This window comes from Streptomyces sp. NPDC059256 (assembly GCF_042753785.1).
GTDB lineage: Bacteria > Actinomycetota > Actinomycetes > Streptomycetales > Streptomycetaceae > Streptomyces.
On the sequence record NZ_JBHYZO010000019.1, the window covers coordinates 1 to 21,392 of the forward strand.

Here is a 21,392-nt window from a genome sequence, read left to right on the forward strand (position 1 = left end):
CTCCGACGTAAACCGGTCACCCGTAAGCTGCATCCCATCACCCGAGTCACCAGCAAACCGGATCACCACCCGATCCAACCGGCGAACCTCCTTGGTGACCTCTCCGGTGGGGGCTGCGGACGATCGTTGTCCGCCCACGAGCGCCTCGGCCGTGTTATCGGCCTCGTCGGCGTGCTCGGCTGGGCTACTGACCTGGCTGGTCACTGAACTGGACCTCCCTTTGAGGCGGCTGTTCGGTCCGACCGTCCCACCGGCCGTCCCGTGCCACCCTACGTGGGTAAGGGTGCCCTTCCCCTTACCGCTCATATGCTGGACGTCAAATTGAGACGCCCTAATGTCATAGTTTGGTATATATTGCCGGGCCGTTCCGGCAGTACAGCCGAGACGCTCCCTGCTCATCCTTTGGTTCTAGGACCGACGCCCGTTCGGCCATCTGGTATGGCGTCAGCGCCTGCTCTCGGCGCATCTCCGACCCGAGCACTAGGACCTCAAACCGGGCACTAGGACCTCAAATAGGTCAGGACGGCCAGCACCCGTCGGTGATCCCCGTCACTCGGCGAGAGCCCCAGCTTCAGGAAGATGTTGCTGACGTGCTTCTCGACGGCCCCGTCACTCACCACGAGCTGCCGGGCGACCGCCGAGTTCGTCCGCCCCTCGGCCATCAGGCTGAGGACCTCCCGCTCGCGCGGGGTGAGGTTGGCCAGTACGTCCTGCTTGCGGCTGCGGCCCAGTAGCTGGGCGACGACCTCCGGGTCCAGGGCGGTACCACCGCGCGCCACCCGCACCACGGCGTCCACGAACTCCCGGACCTCGGCCACCCGGTCCTTGAGGAGATAGCCCACCCCGCGACTGCTGCCCGCCAGCAACTCGGTGGCGTACTGCTCCTCCACATACTGGGACAGCACCAGCACCCCGAGGTCGGGGTGGACCTTGCGCAGCCGTACCGCGGCCCGTACGCCTTCGTCCGTGTGCGTCGGCGGCATCCGGACGTCGGCGACCACCACATCGGGCAGTGCGTTCTGTGCGGCCAGCTCGCCGATCGTCTTGACCAGCGCCTCCCCGTCACCGACCCCGGCGACCACATCGTGCCCGCGATCGGTCAGCAGCCGGGTGAGCCCCTCGCGCAACAGCACCGAGTCCTCGGCGATGACGACACGCACTCTGTCACTCACGTCCCTGTATCCCCCATGTCGATCCGTATCCCGCCCTGTATGCATCAGCATCCCAGTATCCGGACCTCAGTGCGGTCCTGGACAGCGGTGATGACGGGGGATCGAGGGGATTCGGGGGCTCAGGGAGGTGTAGTGGCCTCCTGTCTCGACGCCAGCGCATTCGATGCGCCGGCCCCGGGCGACCGGGGATTCCACCGGACACGCCAGCAGCGGCGCGAATGGGTGACCTGGACGGTTGCGACGATTCCCGGTCGGTGACGCGTCCAGCAGAAGCGGTGCGGGCTGGACCGTGCCGCAAGGGCAGCGCGGGTGGGGCGGACGGGGCTGACGAGGGCCGTCGGAATGCCCCGCGACCCGGAGTCGGGACGAGGGGCAGGCCGGTGGGTCGATCGGATCAGCGGCGCCAGGGCAGCTCCGCCGTCACCCTGGTCGGCCCGCCCACGGGCGAGTCGACGGCCAGGATGCCGTCGACGGCATCCAGTCGTTCGGCCAGCCCGGCCAGGCCGCTGCCCGTGGAGGCGTTCGCACCGCCCCTGCCGTCGTCGCTGACCTGGAGCATGAGGCGCCCCTGTGACTGCCAGACATCCACCGAGGCCCGACTGGCCTGGGCGTGCTTGCTGATGTTCTGGAGGAGTTCGGAGACGGTGAAGTAGGCGATGCCCTCGATCGCAGCCGCGGGGCGCTCCGCAAGATCCACATCCACGGCCACGGGCACCGTGCAGCGGGAGGCGACGGAGGAGAGTGCGGCGTCGAGTCCGCGGTCGGTGAGGACTGCGGGGTGGATGCCTCGGGCGAGGTCGCGGAGTTCTTGGAGGGCGATTTTCACTTCGCCGTGGGCTTCGTCGACCATGGCGGCGGCTGCGTCGGGGTCTTCGAGGAGTTTTTCCTTGGCGAGTCCGAGGTCCATGGCGAGGGCGACGAGGCGGGCTTGGGCGCCGTCGTGGAGGTCGCGTTCGATGCGTCGCAGATCGGCTGCGGCGGTGTCCACGACCACCCCCCGGTCCGACTCCAACTCCACCACCCTGGTCGCCAGCGATGAGGGGCCCAGCAACCCGCTGACCATCACCCGGTCCACATAGGAGAAGCCGCGGATCATCCACGCCGAGACCAGGACGACCGCAAGCCCCGTCCCCGAGGCCATGGCGATCTCCAGCGGGGTGTCGAGGAACAGACTCCGCTCCTCGGAGCCTGAGCCATCACCGTAGAGCTGGATTCCGGGCTGGTCCCCGAACGTGGGCAGGGTCCACTGCCACAGCGGGTACAGCAGCAGTGTCCAGCCGGTGATCCAGAACGTGGTGAGCACGATGAACGAGATCAGGGCCCACGGGAAGTGCAGCACCGCGTAGAGCAGGTTCCGCCAGGATGCGCCGCTCTTGAGGACCGCGCCGACCCAGGCCAGCATTCCGTTGGACCGGGGGCGCAGCGGTTCGGGGGCGGCCACGTCATGGTGCAGCAGTGCCCGAGCCCGGCTGCGCTCCAGCGCCCCGAAGCCGCGGCAGCCGGCCAGCGCGGCGGCCAGCACCGGAATCCCGATGAACGTCACCAGCAGTCCCGCGCCCAGCGAGAGGGTGGTGATCGCGAAGACGAAGAGGAGGGCGCTGATCGGCAGGCTCAGCAGGTGGTAGCCGTACTCGCGCCAGGTGCGGCGCTCGAACGGGGCCCGCAGGGCCGAGGGGACGATGGAGTTCCGGTCGTGCTCGTGCCGGTCCCGTCGTTCCGGTCGGAAGTCGGTGGCCATGGGCGTCATCCGTTCTGCGCTGCGGGCTGTCATGACATCAAGGGTGCTGGGGCCGGGGGCCGCAGACCATGAGGACGGTTGCCCTCTTGACCCGGGGGTTTTCCCCACCATGCGGTGTGGTGCGGTTTTGCCTCCGTGCCCGAAGACCCTCCCGGAGTGCGCCGTGGAACTCGCCGGAGTGCGCCGGGCGGCCGGCGGCGGTACGGGCGTGGCCTGCGCGCCGTTGGTCGACGCTGCCCTGTCCCGTACCAAGCTCGCTGTGAGCCGCTGTGAGTCGGTATGGGTCGGTGCGAGTCAGTGCGGAAGTGGTGCATCCGCCCCGGACGCCGGCCCGCTGGACTGGTGGGCCACCCCCTCGGCCTCGTGATGACATGCCTAGCGGGTGCGGGTGCGGGTGCGGGTGCGAGTGCCGGTGCGACGGCGAGCACGGGTGCGGGCGATCACCGCTGTGGTGTCGTACGGACGCGCCAGGGGATCTCCACCGTCACGTTCGTTCCCCCACCGGCCGGCGAGTCCACGATGAACAACCCGTCCACCGCGTTCAGCCGTTCGGCCAGCCCGGCCAACCCCGTACCGCCGTCCAAGCGGGCCCCGCCCCGGCCGTCGTCGCTGACCTGGATCAGCAGTCGGTCGGCCGACTGCCAGACGTCCACCGCCGCCTGGCGGGCCTGGGCGTGCTTGCTGATGTTCTGGAGGAGTTCGGAGACGGTGAAGTAGGCGATGCCCTCGATCGCCGCCGCAGGACGGTCGACGAGTTCCACGGACACCTTCACCGGGGCCGTGCAGCGGGAGGCGACGGAGGAGAGTGCGGCGTCGAGTCCGCGGTCGGTGAGGACGGCGGGGTGGATGCCTCGGGCGAGGTCGCGGAGTTCTTGGAGGGCGATTTTCACTTCGCCGTGGGCTTCGTCGACCATGGCGGCGGCTGCGTCGGGGTCTTCGAGGAGTTTCTCCTTGGCGAGTCCGAGGTCCATGGCGAGGGCGACGAGGCGGGCTTGGGCGCCGTCGTGGAGGTCGCGTTCGATGCGTCGCAGATCGGCTGCGGCGGTGTCCACGACCACCCCCCGGTCCGACTCCAACTCCGCGATCCGGCGCTCCAGCTCATCGGACGGCGACAACAGACCGCGGACCATGGCCCGGTCAGCGAGGGTCAGCCCCCGCGCTATATAGGGCAGCACCGGCCAGAGGACGAAGAGACCGACGAGGGCGACCGTGAAGGTGACCACGCCCCAAGGCAGCCGGATCGAGGAGAACAGCACCGTCCGCCAGGCGACCGGGTCCTTCAAACTGATCCACAGCCATGCCAACATCCCCTCCCCGCGATGCGCCCCGCTCAGTGAACTCGGCTCCTCGACCTGCACCCCGAGGAACATCCGGGCCCGGGCGCGCTCGAACTTGCCGATCAACCGGGCCCCGGCCAGCGCAAGGGCGAGGAACGGCAGTCCGACCACCGTCACCGACAATCCCGCACCCAGAAAGATTGTGAACGACACATAAACAAATCCGATGATCGCCGCCGGTAGGTTGAGCAGGAGATGGGCGATCTCCTTCCACGTGTGGAGAGGGAAGGCGAAGCCCACGGGCGGCAACTGATCGTCGGTCTGCGTGCGCGGGGCGATGGAGGAAGCGGTGCTGCTCACGGTCATACGTGTCAGCCTGCCTGGCCGGATGGGCCGGCGCCATGGGGTTGCCCGGGTGGGACGTAGGTGGGGATAACCCCACCTACCACGGGGCGTGACTGCTTGGGGTCCGTTTGGCAGGGCCTAGACTCCCGTGCGTACACCACACGGCTCGTCGACGATTCCAAGGCGTCGCGGCAGTACACGCGGCCTTCGAAGGTCGACTAGGCGGACGAGGCCCATGAGGCCAGGGAGCGAGGAGCGGACGTGACGGAACCGACCGTGACCACGCTCGCAGCCAGTTACTACGAGAGCTACTCGGTCGTCGGGCTGCTCGCCCTCGTCGGCGTGCTGTTCGTGGCGGTGGCCTTCGGTGCCGGACGGCTGCTGCGACCGGTCGTGCCCACCCCCGAGAAACTCATGACGTACGAGTGCGGCGTCGACCCCGTCGGCGAAGGTTGGGCGCACACCCAGGTCCGCTACTACGTCTATGCGTTCCTGTACGTCATCTTCGCCGTCGACTCGATCTTCCTCTTCCCCTGGGCCACGATCTTCGCCGCCCCGGGGTACGGCGCGACGACGCTCGTGGAGATGTTCATCTTCCTCGGCTTCCTGGCCGTGGGACTGCTCTACGCATGGAAGAAGGGCGTCCTGACATGGACGTGATCCCGGAGTCGCTTCCCGAGCCGCGCCGGCTCGGCATCCTCTCCCGGCTGGCCCCCGAGCCCATGAAGGTCGTCCTCAACTGGGGGCGCCGCTACAGCCTGTGGGTCTTCAACTTCGGGCTCGCCTGCTGCGCCATCGAGTTCATCGCGGCTTCGATGGCCCGCCATGACTTCATCCGGCTCGGGGTCATCCCGTTCGCACCGGGTCCGCGCCAGGCGGATCTGATGATCGTCTCCGGCACGGTCACCGACAAGATGGCACCCGCGGTCAAGCGGCTCTACGAGCAGATGCCCGAACCCAAGTACGTCATCTCCTTCGGCGCCTGCTCCAACTGCGGCGGCCCCTACTGGGACTCGTACTCGGTGACCAAGGGCGTCGACCAGATCATCCCGGTCGACGTCTATGTGCCCGGCTGCCCGCCGCGGCCGGAAGCGCTGCTCCAGGGAATCCTCAAACTCCAGGAGAAGATCGCCCGGGAGTCGCTGGGCGAGCGCTACGGCACGGGGTCGGGCGCTCAGGCTTCGACCGCCGCACTGCGCAGCGGGCTCGTGCCCGCGCCCCCGGTGCCCGCAGCCGGAACCGACGCTGGCACTGATACCGGCACCGGCCCCGGCACTGATACCGATACTGGCACCGGCACCACTGGTACGGCCGGAACCGAGACTCCCGGCACCACAGGTACGACCGGAACGGACGGGGCCACGGGCTCGACCGGGGGTGCCCAGTGACCGGGTACGACCGCCTGCCGGACGATGTCGCGGAACTCTTCGGCCCGAACGCCACCGCCGAATCCGCCTACGACCTCCTGACCGTCGACGTACCTCCGGCCTCGTGGATCGCGGCCCTGGAGATCGCCCGCGACCAACTCGGCTGTAGCTACTTCGACTGGTTGAGTGCGGTGGACGAACCCGGTACCGGCTTCCGCGTCTGCGCACACGTGGTGGCGCTCGGCGGCCCGCCGCCGGCGGCGGACGAATCCGGCGCACCCGGGGCCGAGGTGAAGGCTCCGCCCGCGCATGGATCCCCGGGTGGGATCCAGGTGCGCAGGCTGATGCTCCGCACGACCGTTCCGCATGACGCACCGGTCCTTCCCACCGCCCGTGAGGTGTACGCGGGGGCGGACTGGCACGAGCGCGAGACCCACGAGATGTTCGGCGTGGAGTTCACCGACCACCCTCACCTGGTGCCGTTGTTGCTGCCCGAAGGGTTCGAAGGCCATCCGCTGCGCAAGGACTTCGTCCTCGCCGCCCGGGTCGCCAAGGCATGGCCCGGGGCCAAGGAACCGGGCGAGTCCGAGCACGGGGGGCCCAAGCGGCGGCAGATGCTTCCGCCCGGCGTGCCCGACCCCAATGAGTGGGGCCCGCTCAAGGGCCAGCTGCCGCCCGCACCGGCCCGGCCGGCGCGGGCGCCACGAGCTGCGGGCGCCGCGGCCGGGGAACGCCCGGCCCGTCGCGCTCGCACGGTGGGGGAGGGCTCGACGAGCCAAGCAGCCGGCGCGGAGGGCACGGCAGCTCCGGCCCGACGCTCCAGGAGTGTCGGCGAGGGGTCTGCGAGCCAGGCCGCTCAACGGCCCGACGCGACAGCCGGCACAAGCCGGACCAGGCCAGCGAGGGACGCGGCGACTGGCGCTGCTAGGTCTGCGCCGGCGGGGGACGCGGCAGCCTGCGCGGGTAGGTCCGCGCCGGCAGCACCGTCCACCGACGCGCCCGCCACTGACGCGCCCGCCACCCATGGACCCGCCACCGACGCGCCCGCCCCGTCGGCCGGCACCGCCGAGGCTGCGGCAGGCTCCACGCCGGAGCGGGGGAGCACCCCGGCCGCTCGAAACGCGGACGCACCCTGGCACCACGCCCGTCCGGCGTTCGACTCTTCCCAGGCCACCAGCGCGACCGGCTCGGCAGACAGGGCCCAAGGCACCGGCTCGGCAGACAGGGCCCAAGGCACCGGCGCGGCCCCGGGTACGGACGAGGCCGCCACGAAGTCCGGCCCACCGCAGGAAGGGGCCGGCCCGGACAGCGCCACCGGAAGCACAGCGGGCCCGACTGAGAAACCCGGCCAGAACGACGAGCCCCGCCCTCAGCAGCCCGACGACACCACAGATCCCGGAGGCGACCCCGAGTGAACGACGCTCTCGACGTCGCCGTCCGACTGCTCATCGTCTTCGCCGTGTTCATGGTGTTCCCGCTCGTCATCGGGCAGACCGAACACAAGGTGATGGCGCACATGCAGGGCCGTCTCGGTCCCATGTACGCGGGTGGTTTCCACGGCTGGGCCCAGCTCGTTGCGGACGGGGTGAAGTTCGCCCAGAAGGAAGACATCGTTCCGGCCGGTGCCGATCGACGGATCTTCCAGCTCGCCCCCGCCGTCGCCCTGCTGCCGTACCTCCTCGTCCTGCTGGCCATTCCGATCGGCCCGGGCGAAGGGGCCGTCGGCCAGGTCATCGACGCGGGCATCTTCTTCGTCATGGCGGTCATGGGTGTCGGAGTCCTCGGCTCCCTGATGGCCGGCTGGGCTTCAGCCAACAAGTTCTCCCTGCTCGGCGGATTGCGTACGGCGGCACAGCTCCTGGCCTACGAACTGCCGATGCTGCTGACCGCCGCCTCTGTCGCCATGGCCGCGGGCACCGTCTCGCTGACCGGCATCCTCGACGCCTTCGAGTGGTGGTGGCTGCCCTGGCAGATCGTGGGCGCCATCGTCTTCTTCGTCGCGGGGCTCGCCGAACTGCAACGGCCGCCCTTCGACATGCCCGTCGCCGACTCGGAGATCATCTTCGGCGCCTACACCGAGTACACCGGTCTGCGTTTCGCGCTCTTCCTGCTGGCCGAGTACGCGGGCATCGTCGTCCTCTGCGGTCTGACCACGGTCCTCTTCCTCGGCGGCTGGCACGGGCCGATGGGGGCGGACGGACTCGGCTGGGTGTGGACCCTGCTCAAGACCGCCGTCCTCGCATTCATCGTCATCTGGCTGAGGGTGAGCTATCCCCGGATGCGGGAGGACCAGCTCCAGCGCCTCGCCTGGACCACCCTCGTCCCGCTCGCCCTCGCCCAGATCGCTCTCACCGGCATCGTGAAGGTGGTGATCTAGTCATGGCGCCGATTCCCGGCTCCGGCCTCGCCAAGGGCCTTGCCGTCACCCTCCGCACGATGACGAAGAAGACCGTCACCGCGCAGTACCCCGAGGTTCAGCCCGACCTCCCACCGCGTACGCGCGGTGTGATCGGACTGTTCGAGGAGAACTGCACGGTCTGCATGCTCTGCGCCCGTGAATGCCCCGACTGGTGCATCTACATCGACTCCCACAAGGAGACGGTTCCGGCCACCACGCCCGGTGGTCGCGAGCGCAGCCGCAACGTCCTCGACCGGTTCGCCATCGACTTCTCGCTCTGCATGTACTGCGGGATCTGCATCGAGGTCTGCCCCTTCGACGCGCTGTTCTGGTCGCCGGAGTTCGAGTACGCGGAGACCGACATCCGCGAACTGACGCATGAGCGGGACAAGCTCCGCGAGTGGATGTGGACGGTCCCCGCACCGCCCGCGCTCGACCCCGGGGCCGAGGAGCCGAAGGAGATCGCGGCGGCCCGCAAGGCGGCTGAGAAGCTCGCCGCTGCCCAGGAGGCCGCCCGGGCAGAAGAAGCCCAGCCAGCCCAGCCAGCCCAGCCGGCCCAGTCAGCCCCCGAGACACCGCAGGACTCGGCACAGCAGGATTCAGCAGCGGCACCGCAGGACTCGGCGGCGCAGCCGGGTCCGGGGGCGAAGGGCGCACAGAAGGCTGCCACCGATGGAGCCCCGGCAACTCCGGAAGCTCCGAAGAAGCCGGCGCCCCCGGCAGCCCCGGCAGCCGGCGAGACCCAGGACGACGGCGCTTCCTCCTCCGGCGCCTCTGCCGATTCTTCCTCTCGCGGGCCCTCGTCCTCCGGCACTTCGACTCCCGGTCCTTCATCCTCCGGTCCTTCGACTCCTGACCCTTCGGCTCCCGGTCCTTCGTCCTCCGGTCCTTCGTCTGGTGACCCCGACTCCGAAGGCCCGAACGATCACGGGCGACCCGGGCCCGCCACCCCGCCCGAGGGCGCAGGAGGCCCGCGATGATGCTCACCGCCACCACGGCGACCGCCAAGGCCCTGACAGCGGCCCAGGCGACCGAAGCCCAAGGCTTCCTGTCCCCGACCGGTGTGGAGATCGCCTTCCTCCTCGTCGGACTGGTCACGCTCGGCGCGGCCGTCATGACCGTCACCACGAAGCAACTGGTGCATGCCGCACTGTGGCTGGTGGTGACGCTCGGCGGGCTCGCCGTCGAGTACCTGCTCCTCACGGCCGAGTTCATCGCCTGGGTGCAGGTCCTGATCTACCTCGGTTCCGTCGTCGTCCTCCTCCTCTTCGGTCTGATGCTCACCAAGGCGCCCATCGGCCGGTCCCCGGACGCCGACTCCGGCAACCGCCTTGTCGCCCTGGGTGTCGCCCTGACCGCGGCGGTCGCGCTGGTCTGGGTCGTCGTCGATGCGTTCCGCGCCACCTGGATCGATCTGGACGGGCCCCCACAGGGGACCACTGCCGTGACCGGCTCAATCCTCTTCCGCCACTGGGTACTGCCCTTCGAAGCGCTCTCGGTGCTCCTCCTCGCCGCGCTCATCGGTGCGATCGTCCTCTCGCGCAAGCGGGACCAGGAGCCCACCCCGAAGAGCCCCGCGCGGCCCCGTACGGGCCCCGCGGGCACCCCAGCCAGGTCGGCCGGCAGGGCCAAGGCGGCCACACCGACCGCCGGCTCAAACGCCTCCGGCGCCCCCGGGACCACCACGGCAGCCGCCCGGCCCGCAGGTCCCGCCTCCGCCGCACAGTCAGCCACCGCACAGTCAGCCACCGCTCCGGGCCCGTCGGCCGATGCCATGGGTCAGGGCACCGCCGCGAACCCTGGTGCAGGCCCCGCCTCGCACGCCACCGGCCCCTCCGCGCAGCCCGACGGCGCACCCGCGAAGGCACCCGAGGGAGAGAGCTGATGCACCTCGCCTATCCCGCCGTCCTCGCGGCCCTCCTCTTCTGCGTCGGCCTGTACGGCGTACTGGCCCGACGCAACGCGATCCTGGTGCTGATGTCCGTTGAGCTGATGCTCAACTCCGTCAATCTGAACCTGGTCGCCTTCGACGTCTGGCTGCGCGATGCCCTCCACGCCGGCCAGGCCCTCACCCTCTTCACCATCGCCATCGCCGCCGCCGAGATCGGCATCGGACTGTCGATCGTCCTGATGGTCTACCGCAACCGCGGCACATCGGACATCGACCGCCTCCGCGACACCGCCGAGGGCCACGAAGGCGACCTCGACGAGACCGCCGCCCCTGACACGGCCTCCCCGGCGCAGAAGGCTGAGGCCACCGCGTGACCACCACGACCCTTGCCGTCCTCGTCCCCCTCCTCCCCTTCCTGGGCGCGGTGGCCGGACTGCTCCTCGGCCGGATCGCCCCCGGGTTCATCCGCCCCCTGGCGGTCCTGCCGCCGCTGGTCGCGACCGCACTCGCCGTCGTCGTCGCCGTCCGCCAGGGCGGCGACAAAACGCTCGACGCAGCCACCCAGCTCACGCCGACCGGCTCGGTCCCCATCGATCTGGCCCTGCACATCGACGGGTTCGCCGCACTGGTCGCCGTGCTCGTCGGGCTCGTCGCCTCCTGCGTCCAGATCTACTCCACGGCCTACCTCCGTGACGATCCGCGCTACTCGTCGTACGCGGCCCTGGTCTCGCTGTTCACCGCCGCGATGCTCCTGGTGGTCTACTCGGGCGATCTGATGGTGCTCCTGGTCGGCTGGGAGATCATGGGCATCTGCTCGTACTTCCTCGTCGGCCACTACTGGGAGACGCCCGAGGCGCGAGCCGCCTCCCTGAAGGCGTTCCTGGTCACCAAGCTCGGTGACGTCCCCTTCCTCATCGGTCTGTTCGCGCTGGCCACCGACGCCGGCACCTTCCGGATCACCGGAATCCTCGATGCGGTCGCGGCGGGCAACATCGACCACCCCACGCTGATCGCCCTCCTGCTGCTGGCGGGCGTCGCGGGCAAGTCCGCCCAGTTCCCGCTGCACACCTGGCTGCCGGACGCCATGGCCGGCCCCACCCCCGTCTCCGCGCTGATCCATGCCGCGACGATGGTCGCGGCCGGCATCTACTTCGTGGCCCGACTGCTACCCCTCTTCGCAGCCTCCGCCGCCGCGCTCACCGTGCTCGCGGTCATGGCCGCCATCACCATGGTCGGCTCGGCCCTCGCCGCCTTGGCCCAGGACGACATCAAGCGCGTCCTCGCCTACTCGACCATCGGACAACTCGGTTACATGGCCGGCGCTCTCGCCGTCGCCGACCGTGGGGCCGCCGTGTTCCACCTCCTGTCCCACGGCGCCTTCAAGGCGCTGCTGTTCCTCGCCGCAGGCGTCGTCATCCACGCCGCCGGCACCAACTCGCTCGCAGCGATGTCCCGGATGGGCGGTCTCGCCAAGCGCATCCCGGACACCTACTGGACGATGACCATCGCCCTCCTCGCCCTCGCCGCGATCCCGCCCTTCGCCGGCTTCTTCTCCAAGGAAGCCGTCCTCGTTGCCGCGGAGCACACGGCGTTGCGCGAATCCACCACCGCACCGGGCGTCGCCGGTTGGACCGTCCTGGTCGCCGGTCTGGTCACCGCCCTCCTCACCGCCGCCTACGCCGCCCGCCTCTGGCTGCTGGCCTTCCGCGGCAAGGGGGCCGACGTCCCTGACCACGGCCGCGAGCCCCTCTCCATGACCGCGGTGCTCTGGGTCCTGGCAGTCCCCTCCCTCGGCTTCGGGCTGACCTACGGCTACTTCGACGACTGGTTCGACGGACACAGCCTGGCGCCCACCCTCGTCACCGCAGTCCTCGGCGTCGGGGTCTCCCTGATCGGCGGACTGATCACCTACGCAGCCTGGCGCAGCCGTCGTCCTCTCGCCGCCCGCACGCCCATGGGCGCGGTGGCAGCGGACCCGGAGGCGTCCCCGGCGGTCACCGAAGCAGAGGCGATCGCCACGCACGCACCCGTCTTCGGGGACATCGCGGGCGCCGCCGACCCCACCGACCCCGGTCGGATCCTGCTCGGCCCGCTACACCGCCACGCGGTCACCGGCTTCCACCTCGACGCCGTCTACCACGTGCTGTTCGTGCGCCCCGTCCAAGCAGGCGCCGACCTGGTCCGCTTCCTCGACCGCGAGGTCGTCGACACCTATGTGCGCGGTGCCGCAACGGGCAGCAACTGGCTCGGCCAACTCGTCCGGCGCGCCCAGACCGGCAACGTACAGACCTACCTCAGCGCACTGCTGGCGGGCTCCGTCGTCCTGGTGATCGCCGCCGTAGTCCTCTCCCATGCCAACGCGGGATCGTGAGCCGTGATCGATATCAGCGAGTCCGTGATGCAGTTCCTTCTCGCGTTCATCATCGTCGTGCCGCTCCTGGGTGCCGTCGCCGCGCTGCTGCCGGCCCCGCCCGGGCTGCGCGGAACCAGCCCCGACCAGGCGGTCCTGCGCCACGGCGTCACCGTTACCGGTGCGGTCCTGATCGCGGCCGTCATCCTCACCATCGGGTTCGACCACGACCAGCCGTCGAGGATGCAGGCCACGACGGACATCAGCTGGATCGCCGCACTCGACGTGCGCATCCACCTCGGTGTCGACGGCATTTCCCTCCCCCTGGTCGTCCTCACCGCGCTCCTGACCTTCCTCTGCGCGCTCTACAGCTACTTCAAGATGCCCTCGGGCCCCTCGCCGAAGGCGTTCGTCGCCCTGCTGCTCGTCCTTGAATCGGGGACGCTGGCGACCTTCGCCGTCCTCGACCTGGTGCTCTTCTTCCTCGCCTTCGAGATGGTCCTCATCCCGATGTACTTCCTCATCGCCCGCTGGGGCGGTGGCGAACGGCGAGCCGCCGCCTGGAAGTTCATCCTTTACACCCTGCTCGGCTCCGTGGTCATGCTGCTCGGCCTGCTGCTGATCGGGCTGAAGGCCGGCACCTTTGACATGGTGGCACTCGCCACTGACAACGGCCGGGGCCTCACCGCGTCCACGCAGCTCATCGCCGTTCTTGCGATCGGCATCGGGCTCGCAGTGAAGACCCCGATGTGGCCCCTGCACAGCTGGCTCCCCGACGCCCACACCGCAGCCCCCACCGTCGGCTCGGTCCTGCTGGCGGGCGTCCTGCTGAAGATGGGCACGTACGGGTTCGTCCGCATCGTGCTGCCGATCGCACCCGACGGCATGCAGACCTTCGCGCCCTACCTCGCGGCCTTCGCGGTCGTCGGCATCATCTACGGCTCCCTGGCCTGTCTCGCGCTGGCCAAAGAAGGCGCGGGCGGCGACCTCAAGCGACTGATCGCGTACTCCTCCGTCGGCCACATGGGCTTCGTCCTGCTCGGCATCGCGACCATGACCCCCACCGGAGTCAATGGGGCCCTCTTCGCGAACATCGCCCACGGACTCATCACCGGCCTGCTGTTCTTCCTGGTCGGAGCGCTCAAGGACCGCTACGGAACGGCCGACCTCGACACGCTCGCAGGAGCCACCGGCGCCGCCCTCTACGGTCGCGCCCCCCGGCTCGGCGGACTGCTCGCCTTCGCCGCCATCGCCTCGCTCGGCCTGCCCGGCCTCGCCGGGTTCTGGGGCGAGATGCTCGCGCTGTTCGGCGCCTTCGACCCCGCGGACGGCCTCAACCGGCCCGCCTTCCTCACCTTCATGGCGATCGGCGGGTTCGGCACCCTGCTGACCGCCGCCTACCTCCTGATCGTGGTGCGCCGCGTCTGCATGGGGGCGATCCAGCAGAAGCACGCGACCGAGCCCTTCGCCGATGTGCAGCGCTACGAGTTCGCCACCTGGTCCCCGCTGGTCGCCCTCACCGTCCTGGCCGGACTGTGGCCCGCTGTCCTCCTCGGTCTCACCGACCCGGCCGTGCAGAAGCTCCTCGCAGGAGGCAACTCGTGATCATGGCCATCGCCCCTTCCACAGCCGCCATGGACACGAGCAGCCCCGCCGGTGCCCAGGAGCTCACAGCACCGGTCACCGGACCCGCAGCGCAGGGCGCGATCGGCCCGGCCGCGGACTCCGGCACCCCGGCGTCCGGCGCGTCGCTCCCCGACGTCACCGCCCTCGCGGCGGACGTCCCGAACCTCGTCCAGTCGGTCGACTGGGTCGCCATCGCTCCGCCCACCATCACCGCCGTGGTGGCGCTGGCCGTCCTGGTCGCCGACCTGTTCGTACCGGCCGCCCACAAGCGCTGGCTCGGTCTCGGTGCCATCGGTGGCCTGATCGCGGCCCTCATCGCCCTGGTGCCGCTGAGCGACGGTGACCGGCAGACGTTCTGTCTGACCACCGCTCCCGACACCTGTAGCTACGTCGCGGACCACTTCACGCTCGCGATCCAACTCCTCGTCCTCGGCGGCGCCCTGCTGACCGCGCTCCTGGCCCTCAGCGACACCCGCCGAGATCTCCCCGCCGGCGAGTTCTGGTTCCTCCTGCTCGCCTCCGCTGCCGGAGCCGCGCTGCTGCCCGCCTCCCGGGACCTGGCCACGCTCATCGTGGCCCTGGAAGTGGCCTCCCTGCCCGCCTTCGCGCTCGTCGGCCTCAAGCGGGGAGACCGTCGCTCCAGCGAGGCGGCACTGAAGTTCTTCCTCTCGTCGGTCACCGCCACGGCCGTCTCCCTCCTCGGCGTGAGCTTCGTCTACGGCACCACCGGCAGCCTCCACCTCACCGAGATCGCCACCCGGATCGGCGAGGTCTCCGGACAGCTGGACACCCTCGCGAAGACCGGCGTCGCCCTCACCCTGATCGGTTTCGCCTTCAAGACGGCGGCCGTCCCGTTCCACTTCTGGGTCCCGGACACCTATGTGGGCGCACCGCTGCCCATCGCGGCCTATCTGTCCGTCGTCGGCAAGGCGGTCGGATTCTCCGGCCTCATCCTCGTGACCGTCATCGCGTTCCCCGGATACGCCGACGTCTGGGGCCCCGCCATCGCCGTACTGGCCGCACTCACCATGACCGCGGGCAATGTGGCCGCACTGCGCCAGTCCGCGGACCGCCCCTGGAGTGCCGTACGCCTGCTGGCCTGGTCATCCGTCGGTCAGGCCGGCTACATCCTGGTCCCGATCGCGGCAGCCGCGTACTCCAGTGACGACCAGATCGGCGCCACCGTGGCGTACGCCCTGATGTACGCGGCGGTCAACCTCGGTGCGTTCGCGGTGGCCGCGCTGGTCTCGCGCACCCATCCGCTGAACCGGATCTCCGATTACCGCGGCCTCTACTCCACCCGCCCGCTCGCCGCCCTCGCGATGGGCTTCTTCCTGCTCTGCCTCGCCGGCCTGCCTCCGGGCATCATCGGCCTCTTCGCCAAGGTGACCGTCTTCTCCTCGGCCGTCGACGCGGGGCTCGGCTGGCTCGCCGTGGTCATGGCCATCAATGTGGTGATCGCCCTCTACTACTACCTTCGGTGGACGGCGATCCTCTTCCGCACCCCCGAGGCAGCGCCTGAGGCAGCGCCTGAGTCGGCATCCGATTCGGCATCCGCGATGGACACGGGCCGCGGACGTCTCGCACTGCGACGCACGCCCAGGGCGGTCACCCTGGCGATCGCCCTGACGGCCGCCGTGGGCGTGGCCCTCTCCGGCTACCCCCAGCTCGTCCTGCGGTTCGCGGCCACCAGCCTGTTCTGACCTTCACCCGTACGGCTCAGCCCGCGGCCTAGCCCCACCAGGGAACTAGGGCCCTTCGCCTGGCGTTGACCAGTACAGAAGGGTCCACTGGAGAGTGGAGCACCACCACAGCACCATCACAAGGGTTCCCCTGCCGCACCACCTGGAGGGCCTACCGTGCACCGCCGGCACAACGGGCTGAAAACCGCCGTACTCCTCGGGGGACTGTCCGCACTCATCATCGCCTTCGGTAGCTTCTTCGGACGTACGGGACTGCTCGTCGCGCTCGCCGTGGCGCTCGGCACCAACGCCTATGCCTACTGGAACAGCGACAAGCTAGCCCTGCGGGCCATGCGGGCACGCCCCGTGAGCGAGTTCGAGGCGCCTGCGCTCTACCGCATCGTCCGTGAGCTCTCGACCGCCGCCCGCCAGCCCATGCCACGGCTCTACATCTCGCCCACCCAGGCCCCGAATGCCTTCGCCACCGGCCGCAACCCGCGCAACGCGGCGGTCTGCTGTACGGAAGGCATCCTGCACATCCTGGACGAGCGGGAGCTGCGCGGAGTCATCGGCCATGAGCTGAGCCATGTCTACAACCGGGACATCCTGATCTCCTCGGTCGCCGGTGCGCTCGCCTCCGTCGTGATGTTCCTGGCGAACTTCGCCTGGCTGATCCCGGTGGGCCGCTCCGACGACGACGGCCCAGGGCTCGCGGGAATGCTGTTGATCATGATCCTGGGGCCGATCGCCGCCTCCATCATCCAGCTCGCCGTCAGCCGCTCCCGCGAGTACGAGGCGGATGCCTCCGGCGCTCAGCTGACCGGTGACCCGCTGGCCCTGGCGAGCGCACTGCGCAAGCTCGACGCCGGCACCAAACAGCTTCCGCTGCCTCCGGAGCCGCGTCTGGAGACGGCGAGCCACATGATGATTGCGAACCCGTTCCGGCCGGGCAGGAGCCTGACCAAGATGTTCTCGACCCACCCGCCCATGGCGGAGCGGATCGCCCGACTAGAACAGATGGCAGGTCGCTGACCATGAAGACAATCCTGAATGTGATCTGGCTCATCCTGTGCGGCTTCTGGATGTTCCTCGGCTACCTCCTCGCCGGTGCGCTGCTGTGCATCACGATCATCGGCATCCCGTTCGGTATGGCCGCCTTCCGCATCGGGATCTACGCCCTCTGGCCGTTCGGCTACACGGTCGTGGACCGACGTGACGCCGGGGCACCCTCGTGCGTCGGCAACGTGCTCTGGCTGGTCCTCGCCGGCTGGTGGCTCGCCCTGGGGCACATCGTGACCGGCATAGCCCTCTGCCTGACGATCATCGGCATCCCACTGGGCATCGCCAACTTCAAGTTGATCCCGGTATCCCTCCTGCCCCTGGGCAAGGAGATCGTGCCGACGGACCAGCCCTTCGCCACTCGCTGACCACAGCGCGTCGCCCACCCGGAACAGCCGCGGGTGCCTGCCTTGCAACCTGGTGACTCCCTGGATGATCGGTCCTGAGCTGGGCAGACGTCCATCGAAAGACCGGAGTGCGAGTGATCCACGATGGCCCAGCGAAGATCACATCGGCTCATCCGCCGAGATCGCAACCATCGGGTACAAGATTCGCGTCTCATGGTGAACCACTCAAAACGACCTATGGATCGCGTGAGCGACGAATTCCGCAGGGAAGGCAGGTTCAGGGCATGAGCATCATCAGCTGGATCGTTCTCGGGCTGTTGGCCGGGATCATCGCCAAGATCCTGCTCCCCGGGCGCGACCCGGGCGGACTCATCGGCACCACGATCATCGGCGTCATCGGAGCCTTCGTCGGCGGCTGGATCTCCGCCCGCTTCCTCGACCGGCCGATCACCAATGAGTTCTACGACGGCGCCACCTGGGCCGCAGCCATCGGAGGCTCCTTGGTGCTGCTCGTCGTCTACCGCATATTCTTCGGCCACTCGCGCTCACGCTGACCCCTGGACCGGGCTGCTCTCAGCCGGCCAGCCCGGTCTCACGCAGGGTGATGTTCAACCGTCCGCCGTTCATGCCCGTCGCCGGGTCACCCGTCCCCGGGTAGACCTTCGGCACCCCGTGGTAGACGAACCGGGAAGGCCCGCCGAAGACGAAGAGGTCTCCGGACTGCAACTCCACATCGGTGTGGGGACGCCCCCGGTTCTCGGCGTTGCCGAACCGGAAGACGCAACTGTCCCCGATGCTCAGCGACACGACCGGAGCATCGGAACGCTCCTCCTTGTCCTGGTGCATCCCCATCCGCGCGGCGCCGTCGTAGAAGTTCACCAGCGCCGCATCGGGCGTGTAGTCCGAGGCTTCGTACTGCTCGCCGTACGCCGCTACCAGCGCGGACCGACCCAACTCCACCAGCCAGTGGGGGACGGCCGCGACCTCGGCGCCGTTCACATCGTCCGCGGTTCGGCTGTAGCGATAGGGCAACCAGTGCCACCCCAGACACACCGTCCGCACCGACATCACACCACCACCGGGAAGCGCCGTGTGCCTGAGCGGCACCGGTCCACGGGCCCACGCCCGGCACGCATCCACCAACGCTCGCTGCTGCTCGATCGACAGCCACCCCGGTAGATGTACGGCGCCGGGGCCCAGGGTGACCGGATCGCGCGGAAACAGGGCGTCCCCGCTCATCGGGAGCCGCCGTTCATGCCACCAGCGCACCTTCCAGCCGCAGCAGGTGCTCCTTGCGCTCCAGGCCCGCCGCGTACCCGTGCAGTGCTCCATCCGAACCGATCACCCGGTGACACGGTCGCACCACCAGAAGCGGATTGCGTCCGATCGCACTGCCCACTGCCCGGACCGCGATCCTGGACGCCCCCATCCGCCGGGCGATCTCCCCGTAGGTGACCGTCGTCCCATAGGGGATCCGGTCCAGTTCCTGCCACACCCGCTGTTGGAACTCCGTACCGCCGCGGGCGTAGTGGAGGGCGAAGTCCGTGAGCTCGCCGGCGAAGTAGCGTTCCAACTGCCGCTCGATCTCACCGAAAGCGGTCGCGGAGCGCAGCCACCCGTCCGCTACGAGTACGCCGCCCTTCTGCTCGGGCAGCGACACCGAGGCCAGCGCCGTGCCGCCCGGGGCCGAAGCGGATTCCTCGCCCGTCAGCAACACATCGCCCAACGGACTCTCCATGGTCGTGTAGACCCTCGCCGCGGTCATCGGCGCTCCTTCCCTCGCAGTGGCGCCCGCAGTGACGCTTGCAGTGCCGTCCGCACCGCACACCACGAGTCTGCTCCACTCACCCCGCTCTGGGCTGGCAGGAATCCGACATGGCACCTGCTCCGCACCAGGGCGGGCGGACCAGAGATCCGCCCGCTCCCCGGTGATCGATCAGCGGTAGTTCACGAACTGGATGGCGAACTCGAAGTCCTGACCCTTCAGCAGCGCCTGCACCGCCTGGAGGTCATCGCGACTCTTCGAACTCACCCGGAGTTCATCGCCCTGGACCTGGGCCTTGACGCCCTTGGGTCCCTCATCACGGATGATCTTCGCGACCTTCTTGGCGTTGTCCTGTGAAATGCCCTCCTCGATGGAGGCGAAGATCTTGTACTCCTTGCCGGACAGTTGGGGCTCGCCCGCGTCCAGCGACTTCAGCGAGATGCCCCGCTTGATCAACTTGGTCTGGAACACATCGAGGATCGCGGCGACCCGGTCCTCAGAGTTCGCCTGCATCAGGATCTTCTCGCCGGACCAGGCGATCGACGCCCCGACGTTCTTGAAGTCGTAGCGCTGGGAGATCTCCTTTGCCGTCTGATTGAGGGCGTTGTCGACCTCCTGCCGCTCGACCTTCGAGACGATGTCGAAACTGGAGTCGGCCATGTCCTGTGGCTCCTTGAATCGGGTGTGTGGAGGGCGGCCGGAGTCCCCGAACCGCTCGGCCAAGCCTAGCCACCCGCACCCGCCCCAAGGGCTGATCAATCCAGTGGCGAAGCACCCCCGGACATCGGGTATCGTTTACGTCGTCGCCAAGGAACCCGCACTACAGCGGTACGTTCGAGGCGATATCCCATGGCGGTGTGCCCGAGTGGCCAATGGGAGCGGACTGTAAATCCGTCGGCTTAGCCTACCCAGGTTCGAATCCTGGCGCCGCCACGTGATGACGATGGCCCCTGATCAGCGGAAACGCCGATCAGGGGCCATCTGTGTACGTGTGGCAAGCGACGTCTACCGTCTCGCTCTGTCTCGTTCGCTCCCGCTCTCTACCAGCTGTTGTGGATGAGACGTGGACGGGAAGCAGCGGCTTCACCTGCGATGACGGTCGGTACCGCTACGAGAGGGGTTCGGTCCGTTCCCGGAGCCGCGCCGAAATCTTGGAGTTCGCCGCTTCGTCGACTCCCTTCAAGGGCTTCGCGTAGACGCGGAACAGCACCGCCACGCTGTGTCCCGCACGCTCCGCCACGAGTTGGGGCTCCACACCCGAGCTGGCCAGGGGGAAACGGTCGCGTGGCGAAGATCATAGGGACGCTTGGCCAGCTTCGACGCCTGCGGGGAGAGGGCTTCCGCGCAGGCGCGGGCCCAGACCTCTCCGTAGCCGCTCTCCTGCACCGTGCCGCCCCGTGGCCCCCTCTCCTTCCGTGCCGGACGGCCCGGACGGCTCCACTTCCTGAGGCCCCACTTCCCACAGGTTCAGTCGGCGGCGCCGGGAACACAACACGTCCGTACGCTGTGCTTCTGAGGCGGCGTCAGCTCAAGTGCTGTGCGGATCCGCCTGGGCCAGGCGTGAGGAGTCACCGACGCCACCGCCGACGGGGAGTCCGGGCAGGCCCGCCTCATGGACCGCGGCGGGGAGTCTGGGCAGGCCCGCCTCATGGACCGCGGCGGGGTCGAAGCCGGGGAGCGTGGCACGGGTGAGGAGGGCAGCGGCGAGTTGCTCAGCGTAGGCGGCACCCACCCGAGCGGTCTCGATCCTGGCTCCGGCCCGTAGTGCCTCGACGCGTTCCACGTGTGCGTGCACCTCCCGGCGTTCGACCGTGCTGTGTTCGTGCGCCACGGCGATGCGGCGGTCCGTGCGCCAGTGCCGGGCGGCGAGGGCGTACGCCGTGGCGGTGGCCAGCGCCCACAACAGGACGGGAAGGGAAAGGCCGTCGGCGTATCCGGCGACGCCCGCGAGGGTGAGCCCGCCGGACAGGGCGAACGCCGTTCCCGCGATGACCTCGTTGCCGCCGCGACCGGCTGCGGCGAAAACGCCGGCCGTGGCCGCTCCGAAGGCGAGCAGCGCCATGAGGGTCGCATTGCCGATGGAGTGTTCGGCCCCGTTGGCGTTCCAGATCCGGCCGAGGACGAGCACGCTGGAGGTGGCGATGGCCGGGGCGGCCTTGGGCAGGGCGAGGGCGAGGGAGTGACGGGCGAGGATCGGTTCGTTCATCGATGCCTCCTCAGACGTCGAGCCGACGGAATGCACCGATGACAACGCCGATGTGCGTACGGAGGCGATCGGCCGCGCCAGCGGACCCCGGGAAGAACCCGAACGCCCGCGCTTCGGATGCGATGGGAGCTGGTGGGGCGCCGAGTGGGAGGGTGGGCCCGAGCACGGA

At 69.3% G+C, this 21,392-nt stretch carries 19 protein-coding genes, 1 tRNA gene and 3 pseudogenes; 14 read left to right on the plus strand and 9 right to left on the minus strand.

The annotated features are described in order from the left end of the window. The 4 genes and pseudogenes from ACFXJL_RS27660 to ACFXJL_RS27675 all read right to left on the minus strand — a co-directional run. Positions 1 to 204, minus strand: a pseudogene (locus ACFXJL_RS27660) (2-oxoglutarate ferredoxin oxidoreductase subunit alpha); the annotation flags it as partial. A gap of 296 nt (positions 205 to 500) precedes the next feature. Next, the gene (locus tag ACFXJL_RS27665) at positions 501 to 1,160 is read right to left on the minus strand and encodes a response regulator transcription factor (protein WP_329027715.1); all 660 of its coding nucleotides are present in this window, start codon (positions 1,158 to 1,160) and stop codon (positions 501 to 503) included. Positions 1,161 to 1,566: 406 nt separating this feature from the next. After that, positions 1,567 to 2,910: a sensor histidine kinase gene (locus ACFXJL_RS27670; protein ID WP_384696982.1), complete on the minus strand. Its 1,344-nt coding sequence runs from the start codon at positions 2,908 to 2,910 to the stop codon at positions 1,567 to 1,569. A gap of 440 nt (positions 2,911 to 3,350) precedes the next feature. Next, complete coding sequence (locus ACFXJL_RS27675; RefSeq protein WP_358880917.1) at positions 3,351 to 4,553, minus strand: sensor domain-containing protein; 1,203 nt, start codon at positions 4,551 to 4,553, stop codon at positions 3,351 to 3,353. 240 nt (positions 4,554 to 4,793) lie between these two features. Here ACFXJL_RS27675 and ACFXJL_RS27680 point away from each other — a divergent pair, with 240 nt between their 5' ends. From ACFXJL_RS27680 to ACFXJL_RS27740, 13 genes and pseudogenes are all read left to right on the plus strand, one after another. After that, complete coding sequence (locus ACFXJL_RS27680; RefSeq protein ID WP_358880918.1) at positions 4,794 to 5,192, plus strand: NADH-quinone oxidoreductase subunit A; 399 nt, start codon at positions 4,794 to 4,796, stop codon at positions 5,190 to 5,192. Then, the gene (locus ACFXJL_RS27685; RefSeq protein ID WP_384696848.1) at positions 5,162 to 5,920 is read left to right on the plus strand and encodes an NADH-quinone oxidoreductase subunit B; all 759 of its coding nucleotides are present in this window, start codon (positions 5,162 to 5,164) and stop codon (positions 5,918 to 5,920) included. The genes ACFXJL_RS27680 and ACFXJL_RS27685 overlap by 31 nt, the downstream gene beginning before the upstream one ends. Continuing rightward, positions 5,917 to 7,314 carry an NADH-quinone oxidoreductase subunit C gene (locus ACFXJL_RS27690; protein WP_384696851.1) on the plus strand — a complete coding sequence of 466 codons (1,398 nt, stop codon included), beginning with the start codon at positions 5,917 to 5,919 and terminating at the stop codon, positions 7,312 to 7,314. Before ACFXJL_RS27685 ends, ACFXJL_RS27690 begins: the two co-directional genes overlap by 4 nt. Then, entirely contained in the window at positions 7,311 to 8,276 is a 966-nt protein-coding gene (locus ACFXJL_RS27695; protein WP_358880921.1) for a complex I subunit 1 family protein, read from the plus strand. Before ACFXJL_RS27690 ends, ACFXJL_RS27695 begins: the two co-directional genes overlap by 4 nt. A 2-nt stretch (positions 8,277 to 8,278) precedes the next feature. Then, a pseudogene (locus tag ACFXJL_RS27700) lies at positions 8,279 to 8,813 on the plus strand (NuoI/complex I 23 kDa subunit family protein); the annotation flags it as partial. 460 nt (positions 8,814 to 9,273) lie between these two features. Continuing rightward, on the plus strand, positions 9,274 to 10,182 hold the full coding sequence (locus ACFXJL_RS27705) for an NADH-quinone oxidoreductase subunit J (RefSeq protein ID WP_384696855.1): 909 nt from the start codon (positions 9,274 to 9,276) through the stop codon (positions 10,180 to 10,182). Beyond that, positions 10,182 to 10,562, plus strand: coding sequence for an NADH-quinone oxidoreductase subunit NuoK (gene nuoK, locus ACFXJL_RS27710; RefSeq protein WP_329022084.1), 381 nt, complete (start codon positions 10,182 to 10,184; stop codon positions 10,560 to 10,562). Before ACFXJL_RS27705 ends, nuoK begins: the two co-directional genes overlap by 1 nt. Further along, the gene (locus tag ACFXJL_RS27715; protein ID WP_384696858.1) at positions 10,559 to 12,559 is read left to right on the plus strand and encodes an NADH-quinone oxidoreductase subunit L; all 2,001 of its coding nucleotides are present in this window, start codon (positions 10,559 to 10,561) and stop codon (positions 12,557 to 12,559) included. The genes nuoK and ACFXJL_RS27715 overlap by 4 nt, the downstream gene beginning before the upstream one ends. 3 nt (positions 12,560 to 12,562) lie before the next feature. Continuing rightward, complete coding sequence (locus tag ACFXJL_RS27720; RefSeq protein WP_358880923.1) at positions 12,563 to 14,143, plus strand: NADH-quinone oxidoreductase subunit M; 1,581 nt, start codon at positions 12,563 to 12,565, stop codon at positions 14,141 to 14,143. Further along, a complete protein-coding gene (locus tag ACFXJL_RS27725; protein ID WP_384696861.1) occupies positions 14,074 to 15,867 on the plus strand; it encodes an NADH-quinone oxidoreductase subunit N in 1,794 nt (597 codons plus the stop codon). Before ACFXJL_RS27720 ends, ACFXJL_RS27725 begins: the two co-directional genes overlap by 70 nt. Before the next feature lie 156 nt (positions 15,868 to 16,023). Continuing rightward, positions 16,024 to 16,878 (plus strand): zinc metalloprotease HtpX, encoded by an 855-nt coding sequence (gene htpX, locus ACFXJL_RS27730; protein ID WP_329022094.1) that lies wholly within the window; start codon positions 16,024 to 16,026, stop codon positions 16,876 to 16,878. A 2-nt stretch (positions 16,879 to 16,880) separates the two neighbouring features. Continuing rightward, on the plus strand, positions 16,881 to 17,273 hold the full coding sequence (locus tag ACFXJL_RS27735; RefSeq protein WP_384631844.1) for a YccF domain-containing protein: 393 nt from the start codon (positions 16,881 to 16,883) through the stop codon (positions 17,271 to 17,273). A gap of 263 nt (positions 17,274 to 17,536) precedes the next feature. Then, positions 17,537 to 17,806, plus strand: a complete 270-nt coding sequence (locus ACFXJL_RS27740; protein WP_358880926.1) for a GlsB/YeaQ/YmgE family stress response membrane protein — start codon at positions 17,537 to 17,539, stop codon at positions 17,804 to 17,806. Between the two features lie 19 nt (positions 17,807 to 17,825). Here ACFXJL_RS27740 and ACFXJL_RS27745 read toward each other — a convergent pair whose 3' ends face one another. The 3 genes from ACFXJL_RS27745 to ACFXJL_RS27755 all read right to left on the minus strand — a co-directional run bounded on the left by ACFXJL_RS27745 (position 17,826) and on the right by ACFXJL_RS27755 (position 19,677). Then, positions 17,826 to 18,491: an alpha-ketoglutarate-dependent dioxygenase AlkB family protein gene (locus ACFXJL_RS27745; protein WP_384631841.1), complete on the minus strand. Its 666-nt coding sequence runs from the start codon at positions 18,489 to 18,491 to the stop codon at positions 17,826 to 17,828. Between the two features lie 13 nt (positions 18,492 to 18,504). Continuing rightward, the gene (locus ACFXJL_RS27750; protein ID WP_384696867.1) at positions 18,505 to 19,017 is read right to left on the minus strand and encodes a methylated-DNA--[protein]-cysteine S-methyltransferase; all 513 of its coding nucleotides are present in this window, start codon (positions 19,015 to 19,017) and stop codon (positions 18,505 to 18,507) included. A 171-nt stretch (positions 19,018 to 19,188) separates the two neighbouring features. Beyond that, complete coding sequence (locus ACFXJL_RS27755) at positions 19,189 to 19,677, minus strand: YajQ family cyclic di-GMP-binding protein (RefSeq protein WP_329022106.1); 489 nt, start codon at positions 19,675 to 19,677, stop codon at positions 19,189 to 19,191. Between the two features lie 191 nt (positions 19,678 to 19,868). Here ACFXJL_RS27755 and ACFXJL_RS27760 point away from each other — a divergent pair. Next, positions 19,869 to 19,950 (plus strand) — tRNA-Tyr (locus tag ACFXJL_RS27760). Between the two features lie 175 nt (positions 19,951 to 20,125). Here ACFXJL_RS27760 and ACFXJL_RS27765 read toward each other — a convergent pair. Both ACFXJL_RS27765 and ACFXJL_RS27770 read right to left on the minus strand, forming a co-directional pair. Further along, positions 20,126 to 20,424: pseudogene (locus tag ACFXJL_RS27765) on the minus strand (site-specific integrase); the annotation flags it as partial. Between the two features lie 121 nt (positions 20,425 to 20,545). Then, positions 20,546 to 21,223 (minus strand): hypothetical protein, encoded by a 678-nt coding sequence (locus tag ACFXJL_RS27770; RefSeq protein WP_384696870.1) that lies wholly within the window; start codon positions 21,221 to 21,223, stop codon positions 20,546 to 20,548. Positions 21,224 to 21,392: the final 169 nt, after the last annotated feature.